This window comes from Azospirillum sp. NS33 (assembly GCF_059703765.1).
This window is the reverse complement of sequence record NZ_BAAKJB010000014.1, coordinates 35,274-49,331: the sequence shown is the minus strand read 5'-3', so window position 1 is coordinate 49,331 and position 14,058 is coordinate 35,274. Positions and strand designations below refer to the sequence as shown.

At 73.1% G+C, this 14,058-nt stretch carries 15 protein-coding genes; 8 read left to right on the top strand and 7 right to left on the bottom strand.

Annotated elements, in window-relative coordinates; genetic code table 11:
- Positions 1-17: 17 nt before the first annotated feature.
- On the bottom strand, positions 18-608 hold the full coding sequence (locus tag AC6H2I_RS14085; RefSeq protein WP_497501285.1) for a TetR/AcrR family transcriptional regulator: 591 nt from the start codon (positions 606-608) through the stop codon (positions 18-20).
- 137 nt (positions 609-745) lie between these two features.
- Here AC6H2I_RS14085 and AC6H2I_RS14080 point away from each other — a divergent pair, with 137 nt between their 5' ends.
- The 7 genes from AC6H2I_RS14080 (at position 746) to AC6H2I_RS14050 (ending at position 5,750) form a co-directional block, all read left to right on the top strand.
- The gene (locus AC6H2I_RS14080; protein WP_497501284.1) at positions 746-1,144 is read left to right on the top strand and encodes a RidA family protein; all 399 of its coding nucleotides are present in this window, start codon (positions 746-748) and stop codon (positions 1,142-1,144) included.
- A 146-nt stretch (positions 1,145-1,290) separates the two neighbouring features.
- A complete protein-coding gene (locus AC6H2I_RS14075) occupies positions 1,291-1,731 on the top strand; it encodes a hypothetical protein (protein ID WP_497501283.1) in 441 nt (146 codons plus the stop codon).
- Positions 1,728-2,180: a hypothetical protein gene (locus AC6H2I_RS14070; protein WP_497501282.1), complete on the top strand. Its 453-nt coding sequence runs from the start codon at positions 1,728-1,730 to the stop codon at positions 2,178-2,180. Before AC6H2I_RS14075 ends, AC6H2I_RS14070 begins: the two co-directional genes overlap by 4 nt.
- Before the next feature lie 167 nt (positions 2,181-2,347).
- Positions 2,348-2,734, top strand: coding sequence for a response regulator transcription factor (locus AC6H2I_RS14065; protein ID WP_497501281.1), 387 nt, complete (start codon positions 2,348-2,350; stop codon positions 2,732-2,734).
- A gap of 178 nt (positions 2,735-2,912) precedes the next feature.
- The gene (locus AC6H2I_RS14060; protein WP_497501280.1) at positions 2,913-3,674 is read left to right on the top strand and encodes a helix-turn-helix domain-containing protein; all 762 of its coding nucleotides are present in this window, start codon (positions 2,913-2,915) and stop codon (positions 3,672-3,674) included.
- 130 nt (positions 3,675-3,804) lie between these two features.
- The gene (locus tag AC6H2I_RS14055; RefSeq protein ID WP_497501279.1) at positions 3,805-4,338 is read left to right on the top strand and encodes a hypothetical protein; all 534 of its coding nucleotides are present in this window, start codon (positions 3,805-3,807) and stop codon (positions 4,336-4,338) included.
- A 194-nt stretch (positions 4,339-4,532) separates the two neighbouring features.
- The gene (locus tag AC6H2I_RS14050; RefSeq protein WP_497501278.1) at positions 4,533-5,750 is read left to right on the top strand and encodes an amino acid aminotransferase; all 1,218 of its coding nucleotides are present in this window, start codon (positions 4,533-4,535) and stop codon (positions 5,748-5,750) included.
- A 49-nt stretch (positions 5,751-5,799) separates the two neighbouring features.
- On the opposite strand, the gene AC6H2I_RS14045 is transcribed toward AC6H2I_RS14050, so the two are convergent.
- From AC6H2I_RS14045 to AC6H2I_RS14025, 5 genes are all read right to left on the bottom strand, one after another.
- Positions 5,800-6,567, bottom strand: coding sequence for a TrmH family RNA methyltransferase (locus AC6H2I_RS14045; RefSeq protein ID WP_497501277.1), 768 nt, complete (start codon positions 6,565-6,567; stop codon positions 5,800-5,802).
- 104 nt (positions 6,568-6,671) lie between these two features.
- A complete protein-coding gene (locus AC6H2I_RS14040; protein WP_497501276.1) occupies positions 6,672-7,916 on the bottom strand; it encodes an amidohydrolase family protein in 1,245 nt (414 codons plus the stop codon).
- Positions 7,917-7,945: 29 nt separating this feature from the next.
- Positions 7,946-10,471 (bottom strand): branched-chain amino acid ABC transporter ATP-binding protein/permease, encoded by a 2,526-nt coding sequence (locus AC6H2I_RS14035; RefSeq protein WP_497501275.1) that lies wholly within the window; start codon positions 10,469-10,471, stop codon positions 7,946-7,948.
- Between the two features lie 4 nt (positions 10,472-10,475).
- Entirely contained in the window at positions 10,476-11,348 is an 873-nt protein-coding gene (locus tag AC6H2I_RS14030) for a branched-chain amino acid ABC transporter permease (RefSeq protein ID WP_497501274.1), read from the bottom strand.
- Between the two features lie 16 nt (positions 11,349-11,364).
- On the bottom strand, positions 11,365-12,570 hold the full coding sequence (locus AC6H2I_RS14025) for an ABC transporter substrate-binding protein (protein ID WP_497501273.1): 1,206 nt from the start codon (positions 12,568-12,570) through the stop codon (positions 11,365-11,367).
- Positions 12,571-12,811: 241 nt separating this feature from the next.
- Between AC6H2I_RS14025 and AC6H2I_RS14020 the strand changes: the two genes are divergently transcribed.
- Positions 12,812-13,285: a nuclear transport factor 2 family protein gene (locus AC6H2I_RS14020; protein WP_497501272.1), complete on the top strand. Its 474-nt coding sequence runs from the start codon at positions 12,812-12,814 to the stop codon at positions 13,283-13,285.
- Between the two features lie 10 nt (positions 13,286-13,295).
- Here the strand turns inward: AC6H2I_RS14020 and AC6H2I_RS14015 are convergent, their stop codons facing one another.
- Positions 13,296-14,027, bottom strand: a complete 732-nt coding sequence (locus AC6H2I_RS14015; protein ID WP_497501271.1) for a GntR family transcriptional regulator — start codon at positions 14,025-14,027, stop codon at positions 13,296-13,298.
- Positions 14,028-14,058 lie beyond the last annotated feature (31 nt).

Genomic DNA, 14,058 nt, shown 5'->3' with positions numbered 1-14,058 from the left:
AGCGGCCGGCCGCGCCCTCAGCCCTCGGTCCGGAGCCCCGCGGCCATGCAGCGGAACGCCTCGACGGCCTTGGCCAGAACCGCCGGCGGGTCATCGCTGGCGGCCACCCACAGCGCCGCGGTGAGGGCGGCGCCGTTCAGCAGCCGCGCCGCGGCCTCGGCATCCACCGGCTTGACGACGCCCTGCTCGATCAGCGTCGCCACCGCGCCCATGGTCTCCTGAAGGCAGCGGTTCTGGCTCGGCCAGGTCGACGGGTCGCCAAGCACGGCCGGCCCGTCGAGCAGCACGATGCGCTGCACCTCCGGCTCCAGCGCCATCGCGATGTAGGCGGCCCCTTCCGCCAGCAGCCCCTCCCACACCGTGGCGGCCCCGGCCCCGGCGGCGCGCGCCCGGGCCGCCATTTCCGCGTCGATCTGGTCGACCACGGCGTGCAGCAGGCCGCGCTTGTCGCCGAAATTGTGATAGAGCGCGCCGCGCGTCAGCCCCACCGCCGCCGTCAGGTCGTCCATCGACGCGGCCGCGTAGCCCTGGGCGGCGAACGCCGCGCGCGCCGCGCCGATCAGCTTGGCGCGGGTCTCCTCCATCATCTCCGAACGCCGTCTCGCCATACCGCCCGCCTCCCCGGTTCGCAGACGCCGCGTTTGCGAATTGACATACGCAGCGTATGTATGTTCTGGTCGCATACGCTGCGTATATCAACGCGCGGCCCACCCTGTGAAGCGGCAACGACACGAGGACAGCGACCATGACCCACCGCGACGCGGTCTTTCCGGCCGGCCGGCACGCGCTCTACGAGGCCCACCGCTATTCGGCGGCCATCCGCTCCGGCGACCTCCTGTTCGTGTCCGGGCAGGTCGGCAGCCGGCCCGACGGCACCCCGGAGCCGGTGTTCGCCGACCAGGTGCGCCGCGCCTTCGACAACCTCGCGGCCGTCCTGGACGCCGCCGGCTGCACCGTCGACGACGTCGTCGACGTGACCACCTTCCACACCGATCCGGCGAACCAACTCGACACGATCATGGCGGTGCGCGACACCGTGATCGGCGCCCCGCCCTACCCGAACTGGACCGCCGTCGGCGTCACCTGGCTGGCCGGCTTCGATTTCGAGATCAAGGTGATCGCGCGCATTCCCGCCGCCGCGTAGCCGGCGGTGGGCGGTGCGGAAGTCATCGCGCCCGTCCGGCCAAGGCGTGCGCAAGACGAAAAGGTCTCGCGCCACCCGACCGATCTGCGGCATGGTCGTCGAGATTGCGGCGTTCGTCGCCCCCCTTCGCCGACCAGGAGGCCCGGATGCCCGCGACGGCGTCATCGTTTCCATGGAGAGCCGTCCGGTGGATCGCCGCCCTCGCCGCCCTCGCCGTGGTCGTGGTCCTCGGCGGGCTCCTCCTGCTGGGGCTCGTCGGCATGGGGGGAGTGGGCGAGGGGGAGTACAAACGGGTGGAGTCGCCGGACGGGCGCTACGTCGCCATCGCCACCTTTCCGCTGTGGGAACTCACCGTCGCGCGCTTCCCCGGTCAGTCCGGCGACAAGAGCGGCCACATCCGGATCGAAGGCGTCGACGGCACCAACTACGGTGCGATCCCGGTGCCCATGGTGTCCTTTGTCTACGATCTCCGCTGGGCGGAGACAGGGGCGAGCTTCTGCTGCGGTGGCGAGTGGGACTTCGCGACCCGCACGTTCTGGTACTGGGACGAGGAGCAGGACGAGAAGATCCACGGGAGGGCCGAATGACGGGCGCTCGTGCCGCCGCGGCGATCCTCCTGCTGGGGGGTGCGCTCTGCGTCACGGGTGGGGCGGCCCGGTCGCAACCGCCGGCCGATCCCGCGCCGGGCAATCCCGCGCCGGCCGAGGCGGCCGCCCACCCTCCCGTCGCGTGGCGGATCACCGAAACGCTGGACGGCATGGGCAATCCCCACGGCACGCTCGCGTTGGCGGTCGGGGACCGGACCGTCCCGATCCGCGAGAACGAGCCCGTCTCCTACCGCGACCTGAGCCCCGGCGCCTGGTCGGTGCCGGACGACGCGACCATCGCCTGCCTCGGCTGGTGGGCCGGCCGCGGCGAGGTCCTCTACGCGATCCGTGGCCCCGCACACGTCGACGTCTACCTCCGGGTCATCGAGGAGGAGGAGGCCGAGGAGACGTTCCGGCTGGTCCGGCGCGTTCCGCTCGAGGCGCCCTAGCATCGGCCGGCCGCCGCCGCCGGCACGGGCGGCCGGGCTGATCTCGATCAAACATGGGGTCCGTAAGGGGAAACCCGTATATTTGTCGCCACCCCTCGACGGTATCTTTGCCGTCGGTGCGGTGGTGCGATGTGCCACCGGGACACCGTTCGGTGTTGGAGGCGGTCTTGGGCGGTACGGACGGCAAACTCGTCTATGTCATCGACGATGACGAGCCGGTGCGCGACTCCGTGCGGACTCTGCTGGAGACGTGCGACTATCAGGTGCAGGATTACCCGTCGTGCCGCGCCTTCATGGACGGGTTCGACGCGGCCGCGGCGGATGGCCGCCGCGGCTGCGTCCTGCTCGACCTGCACATGCCGGTGATGAGCGGTCTTGAATTCATGGAACGCCACGGCGCCACGCTGGGCGGCCTGCCCGTGATCCTGATCACCGGGCGCAGCGACGCCGCGACCGACGCGCGGGTGCGCGACGCCGGCGTCGTCACCGTCCTGGAAAAGCCGTTCGAGGAGGACACCCTTCTCGACGCCATCGAGCGCGTTCTGGCGGCCTGAGACCGGCCGCCGCCGCCCCGCGGCAAATATGACCAATGTCATATGCGCGGGCCATACGTAGTCTCCCTTACGTAATGTTCCGAATTACGGCGGCAGGGCCGAAGGGGCTAGGTTTCTGTCACGGACACCGAGGCGGAGCCGATCCAAGGCCCCGCCGCCGCTCGCAGGAGACACCGCCATGGCCGCCCATCTCGCCGCACTCGACAGCGCCGACGCCGCCCGCCGGGCCTTCGTTCCGCAGGCGGCCGCGTCGTCGGCGCCGCCCGCGCGGCGCAGCGTGCGTCCGGCCGGCGGCACGGTGGTCTCCTTCCCCGACCCGCGCACCACCGACCCGCTGGAGGCGGTCGCCGAGACGGTGGTGGCGGACCGCGAGACCATGCTCTTCGCCGAGGGCGACAGCGCCGGCGATCTCTACCGGGTGGTCGACGGCATGGTCCGGGTCTACAAGCTGCTGCCCGACGGGCGGCGCCAGATCGTCGGCTTCCTGCAGGGTGGCGACATGATCGGCCTGACCCTCGGGGCCTGCCAGCTCTACACCGCCGAGACCGTCACCGCCTGCACGCTGCAGCGCATCTCGCGCAGCCGCTTCGACGCGCTGATGGACGCCCAGCCGGGCCTGGCGCGGCGCCTCAGCGCGACGATCGCCACCGAACTGATGGCCGCCCAGGACCACATGGTGCTGCTCGGCCGCAAGACGGCGGTGGAGAAGGTGGCCACGTTCCTGCTGCGCCTGGTCGAGCGCGCCCGCGGCGACGGCCGGCGTGTGCGCCTGCCGATGAGCCGCTGCGACATCGCCGACTACCTCGGCCTGACCACCGAGACGGTGTCGCGCGCCTTCACCAAGCTGAAGACCGGGGGCGTCATCCGCCTGCTGGAGGGCGGGCTGGTGGAGATCCCCGACCGCGCCCGCCTGGCCACCAGCACCGAAGCCGCGGCCTGAGCCCGCGCGCATCGCGAGGCGGCGCCCGAGTCCCGTCGATTGTCCCTGGCGTGCGGCGCCGGCGTCCCCAGATAGGGCGTCGGAGCGGACGCGAGCGGGGACGGCGATGGCGGGTGGACGGGTTTTCCGGATGGTGGCAAGCGCGGCCCTGGCGGCGGCGGCGGCGGCGCTCGCGGGGTGCGACGGCAGCCGCGTCGTCGGCGACGAGCCCGACGTCGCCTGGTCGCTTCAGGAACTGGCCTACGCCGCCGGGGACCGCGACCTGAACGTGGTCCTCCAGGGCAACCCCTTCGCCAGCGATCCCGCGGAACTGGCGCGCACCGTCACCACGGTGATGGGCCAGCGCATCCACGGCGTCCGCACCAATCCCACCACCCGGCCCGGCCCGTCGGCCCGCCCGGACTACCGTGTGGTGATCGCCTTCGAGGCGGTCCAACCCACCCTGAACGCCCGGCTGTGCAGCATGGGCGTGGTGCCGACGCGCGCCCGGGAGGGCAAGACACTGACGGTTCAGGCCGCCTTCTGCCGGCAGGGGCGGGCCCTGACCTCGGCGACGGGATGGCTCGACGAACCCCAGGGACCCGACGACCCGCGCCTGCGCCACCTCGTCGGCGATCTCACCTCGGCCCTGTTCCCCACCCAGGGCGCCGGCGGGCAGCGCTGAGTTGCCGCCAAGCGCCTTGCGCGTCGCCTCCGCCCGTGCCTAAGGTCGGCGCGTTCGGACGTCGCCGCCCCGCCGACGGGCGCCGCGCCGCCCGGGCCCATGGGACCCGCGATTTCAGCCGTACCGCCAAGCCACACCGACGGCGCCATCACGGCCGACCGTCCGACAAGGGTGAGAGAGGCCCGCCATTTGCCATGAGCACCGCACCGCAACCGTCCGTGTTCGCCCACATCGAGGCCGCGCCGCGTGATCCCGTCCTGGGCATCACCGAGGCCTACAACGCCGACACCAGCCCGCGCCGGGTGAACCTGGGGGTCGGCGTCTACACCGATGACACCGGGCGCCTGCCGCTCCTGGAGTGCATCCGCCAGGCGGAGGCGCAGCTCGTCGAGACGCAGCAGCCCTACGGCTACCTGCCGATCGACGGCCTGCCGGTGTTCGACCAGTCGGTGGGCGCCGTGGTGTTCGGCGACGGGTGCGCGGCCCTGCGCGAGGGACGGACCCTGACGGTGCAGTCGCTGGGCGGCACCGGCGCGCTGAAGCTGGGCGCGGACTTCCTGCGCCGCTTCCTGCCGGACGCGCGGGTGTGGATCAGCAACCCCAGCTGGGAGAACCACCGCGCCATCTTCGAGGGCGCCGGCTTCGCGGTGAACACCTACCCCTACCTGGGCGAGGGCAACCGGGTCGACTTCGCCGGCATGATGGCCTGCCTGTCCGGCCTGCCGGCGGGCGAGGTGGTCGTGCTCCACGCCTGCTGCCACAACCCCACCGGCCTCGACCTGACGCCCGACCAGTGGCGGGAGGTGGTGTCGGTGGTGCGCGGGCGTGGCCTGGTGCCCTTCCTCGACATGGCCTACCAGGGCTTCGCCGCCGGGCTGGCCGAGGACGGCGCCGCGGTGACCGCCTTCGCCGCGAGCGAGGGGCCGCTGCTGGTCGCCAACTCCTTCTCCAAGTCCATGTCCCTCTATGGCGAGCGCGTCGGGGCGCTGAGCGTGGTCGCCGCCGACGCCCAGGAGAAGACGCGGCTGCTCAGCCAGCTCAAGCGGGTGGCGCGCACCACCTATTCCAGTCCGCCGACCCACGGCGCCAAGCTGGTCTCCACCGTGCTGGGCACCCCGGCCCTGCGCGCGCTGTGGGAGCAGGAGCTGGCCGGCATGCGCGACCGCATCAAGGCCATGCGCGCCGTGCTGGCGGAGCGGCTGACCGCCCGTGTGCCCGGCCGCGACTTCGGCTTCATCGCCCAGCAGAACGGCATGTTCTCCTACAGCGGCCTGCCGGTGGCGGTGGTCCACACCCTGCGCGACGACTTCTCCATCTACGCCCTCGACAGCGGGCGGATCTGCGTCGCCGCGCTGAACTCCGGCAACGTGGACTACGTGGTGGACTCCATCGCCACGGCCCTGACGCGCTGAACGGGCGCCTGACGCTCTCCGGCGCGCCGCTTCCGGCGGCCGGGGGGCGTCAGGGACGCCGCGTCGCGGCGCGCCAGGCGTACAGGGCGACGCTTGCGGCGACCGTGGCGTTCAGGGATTCCACCGCCCCTGTCGTCGGCACCGCGAGCCGCACCGCCGGCAGGTCCGGCGGCACGCCCTGGCCCTCCTCCCCCAGCACCAGGCGCAGGCCGGCCGGCCAGGCGAAACGGCTGAGGTCGCTGCCGCCGCCGTCCAGTGCCACCAGCGGGCCGGCGGCGGCGCTCAGCGCCGGCCAGCGCGGCCCGCGCCGCAGCTCCAGCGCGAACTGGGCGTTGGCGGCGGCGCGCAGGCATTTGGGATGGAAGGGGTGGGCCGACTCCTCCAGCAGCACCACCCGTTCGACACCGAAGGCCGCGGCGCTGCGCAGCAGGGCGCCGAGGTTGCTGGGATCGCTCAACGCGCACACCAGCTCCAGGCCGCGCGGCGGGGCGGCCAGATCCGCCGCCGGCATCGCCGGAACGGCGCCCAGCAGCAGGGGAAAACCGGTGCCGGCGGCGTCGAGCCGGCGGAACAGGGCCGGGGCGAGGTGCACCACCTCAAGCCCCTCGGGAATCGGCAAGCCGGTCGGAGGCTCCGGGGTGTCGATTAGAACGGCTGTGAAACGATCGCCATGATGAGCCAACGCTTCCGGAACCGTTTTGAGCCCGGCCAACAGGAACTGGCCGTGCTTCTTCAGGCCGCGGCTCTCCAGCAGGGATTCCCACAGCTTGAACCTCGGGTTCTGCGGGCTCTCGATCAGCAGGGGCGGCCGGGGCATGGCGGGGCGGGTCCTGGCGGGGGTTGCGGCACGAACCGCCCCGTCATGCCCCAGGCGGCGACCGCTGTCCATGGCGGCGGTGCCCGCCGGGGCGGTGGGCGGCGTCAGAACGAGCCGGCCGCGGCGGGCGGGTGGAGCTCCGGCAGCGGCCGGCTGAAGCTGCGCCGCCCGGCCTTCCACCCGAACACGGGTTGCGCCAGGGTGGCCACCGCGGTCGCCGGATCGGGCGCGTCGAGCACCACCACATCGGCCGGCGCACCCGGGCGGATGCCGTAGCCGGCCCGGTTTGTCAGCCGGGCCGGCGCGGTGGTCACCAGGTCGTAGCAGGCGGCGAGATCCTCCGGCCGCCCGGTCTGGGCGATGTTGGCGTAGAGGTTCGCCATGCGCAGCAGCGAGGCGTCGCCGAACGGGGTGAAGGGGTTGAGCACGTTGTTGGTGGCGAGCGAGCAGGTGACGCCGTCGGCGGCGAGGCGGTGCACCGGGGTCACCCCGCGGGGCACGGCGTGGTCGTGCTCCCGCCCCATCAGGAACAGGTCGGTGGCGGGCAGGGCCGTCACCGCGACGCCGCAGTCGGCGAGCCGTGCGCCGATGCGGCGGAGCTCGGCCGGCGGGACCATGGACAGCTTGGTGACGTGGCCGATGGTGACCCGGCCTTCCCAGCCATGGGCCACGGTCTGCCGGCAGACCTCGTCCAGGTGCATCCAGCGGGGGTCGAGGTCGAAATCCAGGTGGAAGTCGACGTCCAGGTCGTAGCGCCGGGCCAGCGCGAAGATGCGGGCGATCTGGCCGTGCGGGTCGCTGTCGGTGTAGGGGCAGCCGCCGATCGCGTCGACGCCCTCGCGGCACGCCGCCTCCAGCAGCTCCTCGCAGCCGGGATCGTTGAGCAGCCCCTCCTGCGGGAAGACGCACAGCGCCAGGTCGATCCCCCAGGCGTAGTCGCGGGCGAGCTGGCGCACGCCGCGGTAGCCGGCGAGGCCGACCCGCGGGTCGACCTCCACATGGGTGCGCATGCTCGTCGTGCCCTGGACGATCGCGCGCTCCAGGGTGCGGCGGCCGCGGGCGTAGACGTCCTCCTCCGTGAAGGAGCGCTTGGCGGCCGCCGTTTCGCGGATCGCCTCGGCCAGCGTGCCCTCGCGGCAGGTGCAGCGCTCCAGGATGCAGGACTTGTCGAGATGGATGTGGGTCTCGACGAAGCCCGGCATGGCCAGCCGGCCCTCCAGCGTGACGGCCGGGCCGTCGGCGGCGAGGTGCGGCTCCACCGCGGCGATCCGCCCGTCGCGGATGCCGATGTCGACACGCGCGGCGGAGCGGTCGAGCCGCGCCCCGCGCAGGATGAGATCGAAGGCCATGGTCGGGTCCGGACGGTTGGAATGGAGGCTCAGTCCGCGGCGGCGGCGTGGCCGAGATAGGCCGCTTCCAGCGCGCGGTCGTGGACCAGCGCCGCGGCGGCGCCGGTGGCGACCACCCGGCCGGATTCCAGCACATAGCCGCGATCGGCGACGGTCAGCGCCAGATTGGCCATCTGGTCGACCAGCAGGATGGTCGTCCCCTCGTCGCGCAAGGTGGCGAGCACGTCGTAGAGCTCGTTCACCATGGCGGGGGCGAGCCCCAGCGACGGCTCGTCGAGCAGCAGGATGCGCGGGCGCGCCAGCAGGCCGCGGGCGATCGCCACCATCTGCTGCTCGCCGCCGGACAGCAGGCCGGCGCGGCTGTCCAGCCGGTCCTTCAGGCGCGGGAAGCGCTCCAGCACGGCGGCGATCTCGGCGGTGCGGTCGCCCGCACCCCGGGTGAAGGCGCCCAGCCGGATGTTGTCGAGGACGGTGAGCTCGGGGAACACCTGGCGTCCCTCCGGGACCAGCGCCAGGCCGCGGCGGGCGATGGCGTGGGCCGACAGGCCGTCGATGGGGGTGTCGTCCAGCACCACGCTGCCGCCGATCGGCCGCAGCAGCCCGGCCAGCGCCCGCATGGCGGTGGACTTGCCGGCCCCGTTGGCGCCCAGGACGGCCACCAGCTCGCCCGGCCGCACCGTCAGGTCGACCCGCTCCAGCACCGGCGCGGCGCCGTAGCCGGCCGTCAGGCGCAGCGTCGTCAGCACCGCGTCCCGGCTGCCGTCCCACGGCGCGGGGCGGGGGCGGGCGTGCACCCCGCCGCTGCCGTCGCCCAGATAGGCCTTCAGCACGCGCGGGTCGCGCTGCACCTCGGCCGGCAGGCCGTCGGCGATCCCGGTGCCGGCGTCGAGCACCACCACCCGGTCGGAGATCGCCATGACCAGGGCCATGTCGTGCTCCACCAGCACCACGGCGATGCCGAGGTCGGCGATGCGGCGGATCAGGACGCTGAGCGAATCCTTGTCCGCCCGCATCAGGCCGGCGGCCGGCTCGTCGAGCAGCAGCACGCGCGGCCGCGTGGCCAGCGCGCGGGCGATCTCCACCAGCCGCCGGTCGACGTGCGGCAACGCCTCGGCCGCGACCGCGATGCCGCCGCGGTAGCCGACGAAGGCGAGCAGCGCCTCGGCCGTGGCGCGCTCCGCCGCCGTGCCGCGGCGGGCCAGCGGGTTGCCGAGGCGGCCGCGGCGCAGCGCGATCAGCACGTTGTCGAGCACGCCCAGGGTGCCGAAGAGCTGCGTCGTCTGGTAGGTGCGGGCGATGCCGCCGCGCGCCGCGGCCCAGGCCGGACGCCCGGCCAGCTCCGTCCCGCCCAGGCGAACGCTGCCGGAGTCCGGCCGGTAGAAACCGCCGACCATGTTGAGAACGGTCGTCTTGCCCGCCCCGTTGGGGCCGATGACGCTGGTCACCGCCCCCGGCCGGGCGGTGAAGGACACGCCCGACGCCGCGCGGACGCCGCCGAACGAGATGCCGAGGCCGGCGACCTCCAGGGCCGTGGCGGCGCCGTCCGGGCGCAGGAAGGACGCCACGTCCACCCCGCCGCCGGCCGGCGCGCGGTCGGCACGCCGCGGCAGGAGCCGGGCCAGCGTCCCGACGGCCCCCTGCGGGGCCGCCCACAGCACGACCAGGAGGAGGGCGCCGAAGAACAGCAGGCGGTATTCGGCCAGGCCGGCCAGAAGCTCCGGCAGCACCACCGCGACGACGGCCCCGACCACCGGGCCGAGGGTCCAGCCGGCGCCGCCGACGATGACCGCCAGCAGGAACAGGATGGACTGGGAGAAGGGGAAGCTGTCGGGCGCCACGAACAGCATCAACGGCGCGAACACGCCCCCCGCCAGCCCGGCGCAGGCGGCGGACACCGCGAAGGCGGCCGTCTTGACCACGGTCGGGTCGAGGCCGATGGAGCGCGCCGCCACCTCGGCGTCGCGGACGGCCAGCATGGCCTTGCCCCAGGGGCTTTCGGCCAGCCGGTGGAACAGCCACAGGGAGCCGCCGAACAGCAGCACCGCCAGGGCGGCCATGCCGCTCTCGGTCAGCGGCGCGCCGCCCAGGGTCGGCGCCTCGATCCCCATCAGCCCGTTGGCGCCGCCGGTGACCGGGCGCCACTCGATGGCGACGCTGTGGACGATGAAGGCGAAGGCGATGGTCACCATCGCCAGGTAGGGGCCGCTCACCCGCAGCGCCGGCAGGGCGAGCACCAGGCCGACCGCGGCGGCGAGCGCCCCGGCCACCGGCCACGCCAGCCAGAACGACACCCCGTTCACGCCCAGCACGGCGGTGGTGTAGGCGCCGATCGCGTAGAATCCGACATGGCCCAGCGAGACCTGCCCCGTCAGCCCGACCAGCACGTTGAGGCCGACGCCGACGGTGCCCGTCAGCGCCACCAGGGCGAGCACGAAGGCGGTGTAGCCGCCGCTGCCCAGCGCCCCGGCGACGCCGGCGGCCGTCAGGGCCAGGACGGCGGCCGGGACCGCCCGGTCGCGCAGGGGCCGGTCGCGCAGGGGGGACGAGCCGTCCATGGGCTTACACCTTGTTGACGGCCGCGCGGCCGAGCAGGCCGTTCGGCATGGCGGCGAGGGCGACGATGAGGATGGAGAAGACGACGATCTGGGTGTAGATCGAGCCGAGATAGGCGGTGACCAGCGCCTCGGTGACCCCGAACAGCAGGCCGGCCAGCATCACCCCGGGCGCCGAGGAGATGCCGCCGAGGATCGCCACGGCGAAGGCCTTGATGCCGAACAGCGTCCCCATGTCGGAATGGACGTTGAACAGCGGCGCGATGAGCAGGCCGGCCAGCCCCGCCAGCAGGGTCGACAGCGCGAACGCGGCGGCCACCGCGCGGGTGACGTCGATCCCCATCAGCCGCGCCGCCGCCGGATTCTGCACCACCGCCAGCATCGCCGTGCCGAGCCGGGTGCGCCGCGCCACCAGGGTGAGGGCGGCCGTGATCCCCAGCCCGACCAGCGGGATGAGGAGCTGGAGCGGGTAGACGCCGGTCCCGAACAGCGCCACCGGCTCCGCCGCCAGCGCCGAGGGGAAGCTGCGCGGCTCCTTGCCGAAGGTGAAGAGCACGACGTTGTCGAGCACGATGCCGCCGGCCACCGTGGCCATCAGCCAGGCGTTGGAGCCCCGGACGACGAACGGGCGCACCAGGAAGCGCTCGACCGCCAGCCCGAACACCGCGCAGGCGAGAAGGGCCAGCAGCACGGCGACCGGCACCGGCAGGCCCAGACGCACGGCGAACGCGTAGCCGAGCACCGCGCCCAGCATCATCGACGAGCCCTGGGCGAAGTTGACCGTGCCCGACACCGCATAGGTCACGTGGTAGCCGAGCGCGATCAGACCGTACATGCTGCCGAGCGCCAGCCCGGTCACGAGGGTGGAGACGATCAGCATCGCGCCCGGCCCGGTCTCAACGGGCCAGCGGCACGATGGCGCCGTCCACGAAGTGGGTGAAGATGTAGTCCCCGGCGTCCAGCGCGTCGTGGTTGGCCGGCGTGAAGGGACGGCTGTAGGTCTTGATCAGGCCGTCGTGCCCTTCGATCCGGTAGAAGCCCTCGCGGATCGCCGGCCCCTCGGTCGAACCGGCGTTGGCGATCGCCAGCGCGGTCAGGTGGAGCGCGTCGTAGGCGTTGGCGATGCCGACCGCCGGCGTGATGTCGGCCAGGGTCTCGATCTCCGGGAAAGTCGCCTTCAGCGCCGTCAGCACGGACTGGCCCTTCGGCGACTGCTCGCCGTGGAAGGTGTAGGTCTGGATGAAGTGGACGCGCGCGGCGCTCGGCCCCGCCAGCTCGCTGAAACGGCCGCCGGCCGGGCCCCAGTGGGACACGATCGGCACGTCCCAGCCCATCCGGTCGAGCGATTTGACGACCTGGGCCGAGGGCGCCACGTTGGCGACCAGGAACAGGGTGTCGGCACCGGCCGCCTTCAGCCGGCTGAGCTGGGGCACCACGTCGACGTCGTTGGTCTCGAACTTCTCGACCCCGGCGAAGGGCATGCCCTTGGCGGCGAGCGCCGCCTTCAGGCCCTTCTCGTTGGACTCACCCCAGGGGTTGTTGATGAGGATCATGCCCGGGGTCTTGGCGCCGTGGACCGTCGCCGCGTAGTCCACCAGCGCGGTGCCGACGATCTCGTCCACCGCCGACACGCGGAACACGTAGTTCTCCGCCGCGCCGTTGCGGGTGATCGGGGTGCCGGCGGCCCAGACGCCGACGAAGGGCACCTTCGCGCTGTTGGCGAAGGGCACGATGGCGAGCGACACCGGCGTGTCGAGGCCGCCGAACAGGGCGGCGACCCGCTCCCGCTGGACCAGTTCGCGGGCCGCGACGACACCCTTGGCCGGGTTGCTCTCGTCGTCGCGGACGATCAGCGTCAGCGGCTTGCCGAGCACGCCGCCCTTGGCGTTGATCTCGTCGATGGCGACCGTCAGGCCGCGGACGATGGCCTCACCCGACTTGGCGGACTGCCCGGACATGGCGGCGACGAGCCCGAGGGCGATGGTGTCCTGGGCGTTGGCCGGCGCGGCGCCGGACAGGGGCGCCAGGGTGAGCGCGGTGACCGCGGCGCCGGCAAGCACGGCGCGGCGGGTGAGGTCTGGCAGGCGGAACCGCAGTGGCATCGGGGGCACCTCCGTCATTCGAGCGTTGCTGAAGTGCATGCACTCCATATGCCAACATGCATGCACCCGGAATCCGCGCCCGTGCCGGTGGATGGGCCGCGCCCCGTGCCGCATCGGCGCGCAATCGCCCGTTCCTTGGGCAGTGAATCGGGGCACCGCGCGGGATGGCCGCCGCGCTTGATTGCATGCGACCGCCACGCGATAGTGTATGCGATCATCCATGAACCATGGACTGCGAACCATGACCCCGGAGGACGACGTGACCACCGCGACCCCGACACCGGCACCCGATGCCGACGGCGCCCCCTGGGCGACGCCGGAGGAGACGGCGCGCGCCGCCCGCGTCGTCGAGCGCTATCTGGAGGCGTCCATGGTGCCCGATCCGGAGACCGCCGCCAGCTTCCTGGCGCCCGGGGTGCGCATCACCTTCACCGGGGGGCGCCGTTTTTCCCATCCGCGGGAGGCGACGGCGTTCAACGCCATGCGCTACCGCTGGGTCAAGAAGCGCATGGAGCGGACGGACGCCGTCGCGGGCCCCGGCGAGGTCGTCGTCTACAACACCGGCACGCTCTACGGCGAATGGCCGGACGGTGCGCCGTTCGAGGGCAACCGCTACCTCGACCGTTTCGTCGTCCGGGACGGCCGGATCGTGGCGATGGACGTGTGGAACGACAGCGCCGAGCGCCTGCTGGAGCGCAACGGCATCGCCGGGTAGGCGCGGCGGCTCACCCGGCCGCGGCGGCGCGCGCGGCCGGGTCGTCCTCCGCGTAGGGCGCCAGGATCGCCTTGAGGTCGGTTTCGTTCCGCCGCGCCGGCTCGATCAGGGCGCGCTTCATCACGGCGTCGAGATGGGCGTCCATCATGGCGATCGCCTGTCCGGCGTCGCCGGCCTCCAGGGCGGCGATCAGCGCCCGGTGCTCGCTCACCGCGCAGTCGCTCGAATGCGGCCGCTGGAACTGCGCCAGGGTCAGGCCGCAGCGTGACGCCAGCTCGCGGACGTAGCGGGTCAGCACCGGGCTGCCGGCCATTTCGGCGAGCAGCATGTGGAACTCGCTGGCCAGCCGGATGGAGAGCGCCTCGTGCCGCCCGCGCGCCTCCTCCTCGCGGTCGACGTGCTCCTGGAGTGCGGCCGCCTGGCGTGGGGTGAGCCGCCCGGCGAGCCGCGTCACGACGATGCGTTCGACCGCGACGCGCACCTCGAACACGTCGCGCGCCTCGTCCCAGCTCGGCGTGGCGACCGCCGCCCCCTTGTTGTGCCGCAGCTCCACCAGGCCCTCGGCGGCGAGCTGCCCGAGGGCGTGGCGGGCGATGGTGCGGCTGACGCCGAACCGCTCGCCGATGGTGTCCTCCGGCAGCTTGACCCCGGGCGCCAGCGCCTGGTCGATGATGGCGTTGCGCAGGGCGCGGGCGATGGCCGCGGCGCGATCGCCGTCCTGCCGAACCGATGGCTTTTTCACCGAAGCTGGCCCCCTCGCCGCGCGCCGCCCA

Excerpts from the sequence above, each read along its gene's own strand:
- AC6H2I_RS14060 (WP_497501280.1), top strand. The coding sequence starts at position 2,913 with ATGGCCGCCCATCTCGCCGCACTCGACAGCGCCGACGCCGCCCGCCGG.
- AC6H2I_RS14025 (WP_497501273.1), bottom strand. The coding sequence starts at position 12,570 with ATGCCACTGCGGTTCCGCCTGCCAGACCTCACCCGCCGCGCCGTGCTT.
- AC6H2I_RS14055 (WP_497501279.1), top strand. The coding sequence starts at position 3,805 with ATGGTGGCAAGCGCGGCCCTGGCGGCGGCGGCGGCGGCGCTCGCGGGG.
- AC6H2I_RS14070 (WP_497501282.1), top strand. The coding sequence starts at position 1,728 with ATGACGGGCGCTCGTGCCGCCGCGGCGATCCTCCTGCTGGGGGGTGCG.
- AC6H2I_RS14020 (WP_497501272.1), top strand. The coding sequence starts at position 12,812 with ATGACCCCGGAGGACGACGTGACCACCGCGACCCCGACACCGGCACCC.
- AC6H2I_RS14035 (WP_497501275.1), bottom strand. The coding sequence starts at position 10,471 with ATGGACGGCTCGTCCCCCCTGCGCGACCGGCCCCTGCGCGACCGGGCG.
- AC6H2I_RS14080 (WP_497501284.1), top strand. The coding sequence starts at position 746 with ATGACCCACCGCGACGCGGTCTTTCCGGCCGGCCGGCACGCGCTCTAC.
- AC6H2I_RS14045 (WP_497501277.1), bottom strand. The coding sequence starts at position 6,567 with ATGCCCCGGCCGCCCCTGCTGATCGAGAGCCCGCAGAACCCGAGGTTC.
- AC6H2I_RS14075 (WP_497501283.1), top strand. The coding sequence starts at position 1,291 with ATGCCCGCGACGGCGTCATCGTTTCCATGGAGAGCCGTCCGGTGGATC.
- AC6H2I_RS14030 (WP_497501274.1), bottom strand. The coding sequence starts at position 11,348 with ATGCTGATCGTCTCCACCCTCGTGACCGGGCTGGCGCTCGGCAGCATG.
- AC6H2I_RS14085 (WP_497501285.1), bottom strand. The coding sequence starts at position 608 with ATGGCGAGACGGCGTTCGGAGATGATGGAGGAGACCCGCGCCAAGCTG.
- AC6H2I_RS14050 (WP_497501278.1), top strand. The coding sequence starts at position 4,533 with ATGAGCACCGCACCGCAACCGTCCGTGTTCGCCCACATCGAGGCCGCG.
- AC6H2I_RS14040 (WP_497501276.1), bottom strand. The coding sequence starts at position 7,916 with ATGGCCTTCGATCTCATCCTGCGCGGGGCGCGGCTCGACCGCTCCGCC.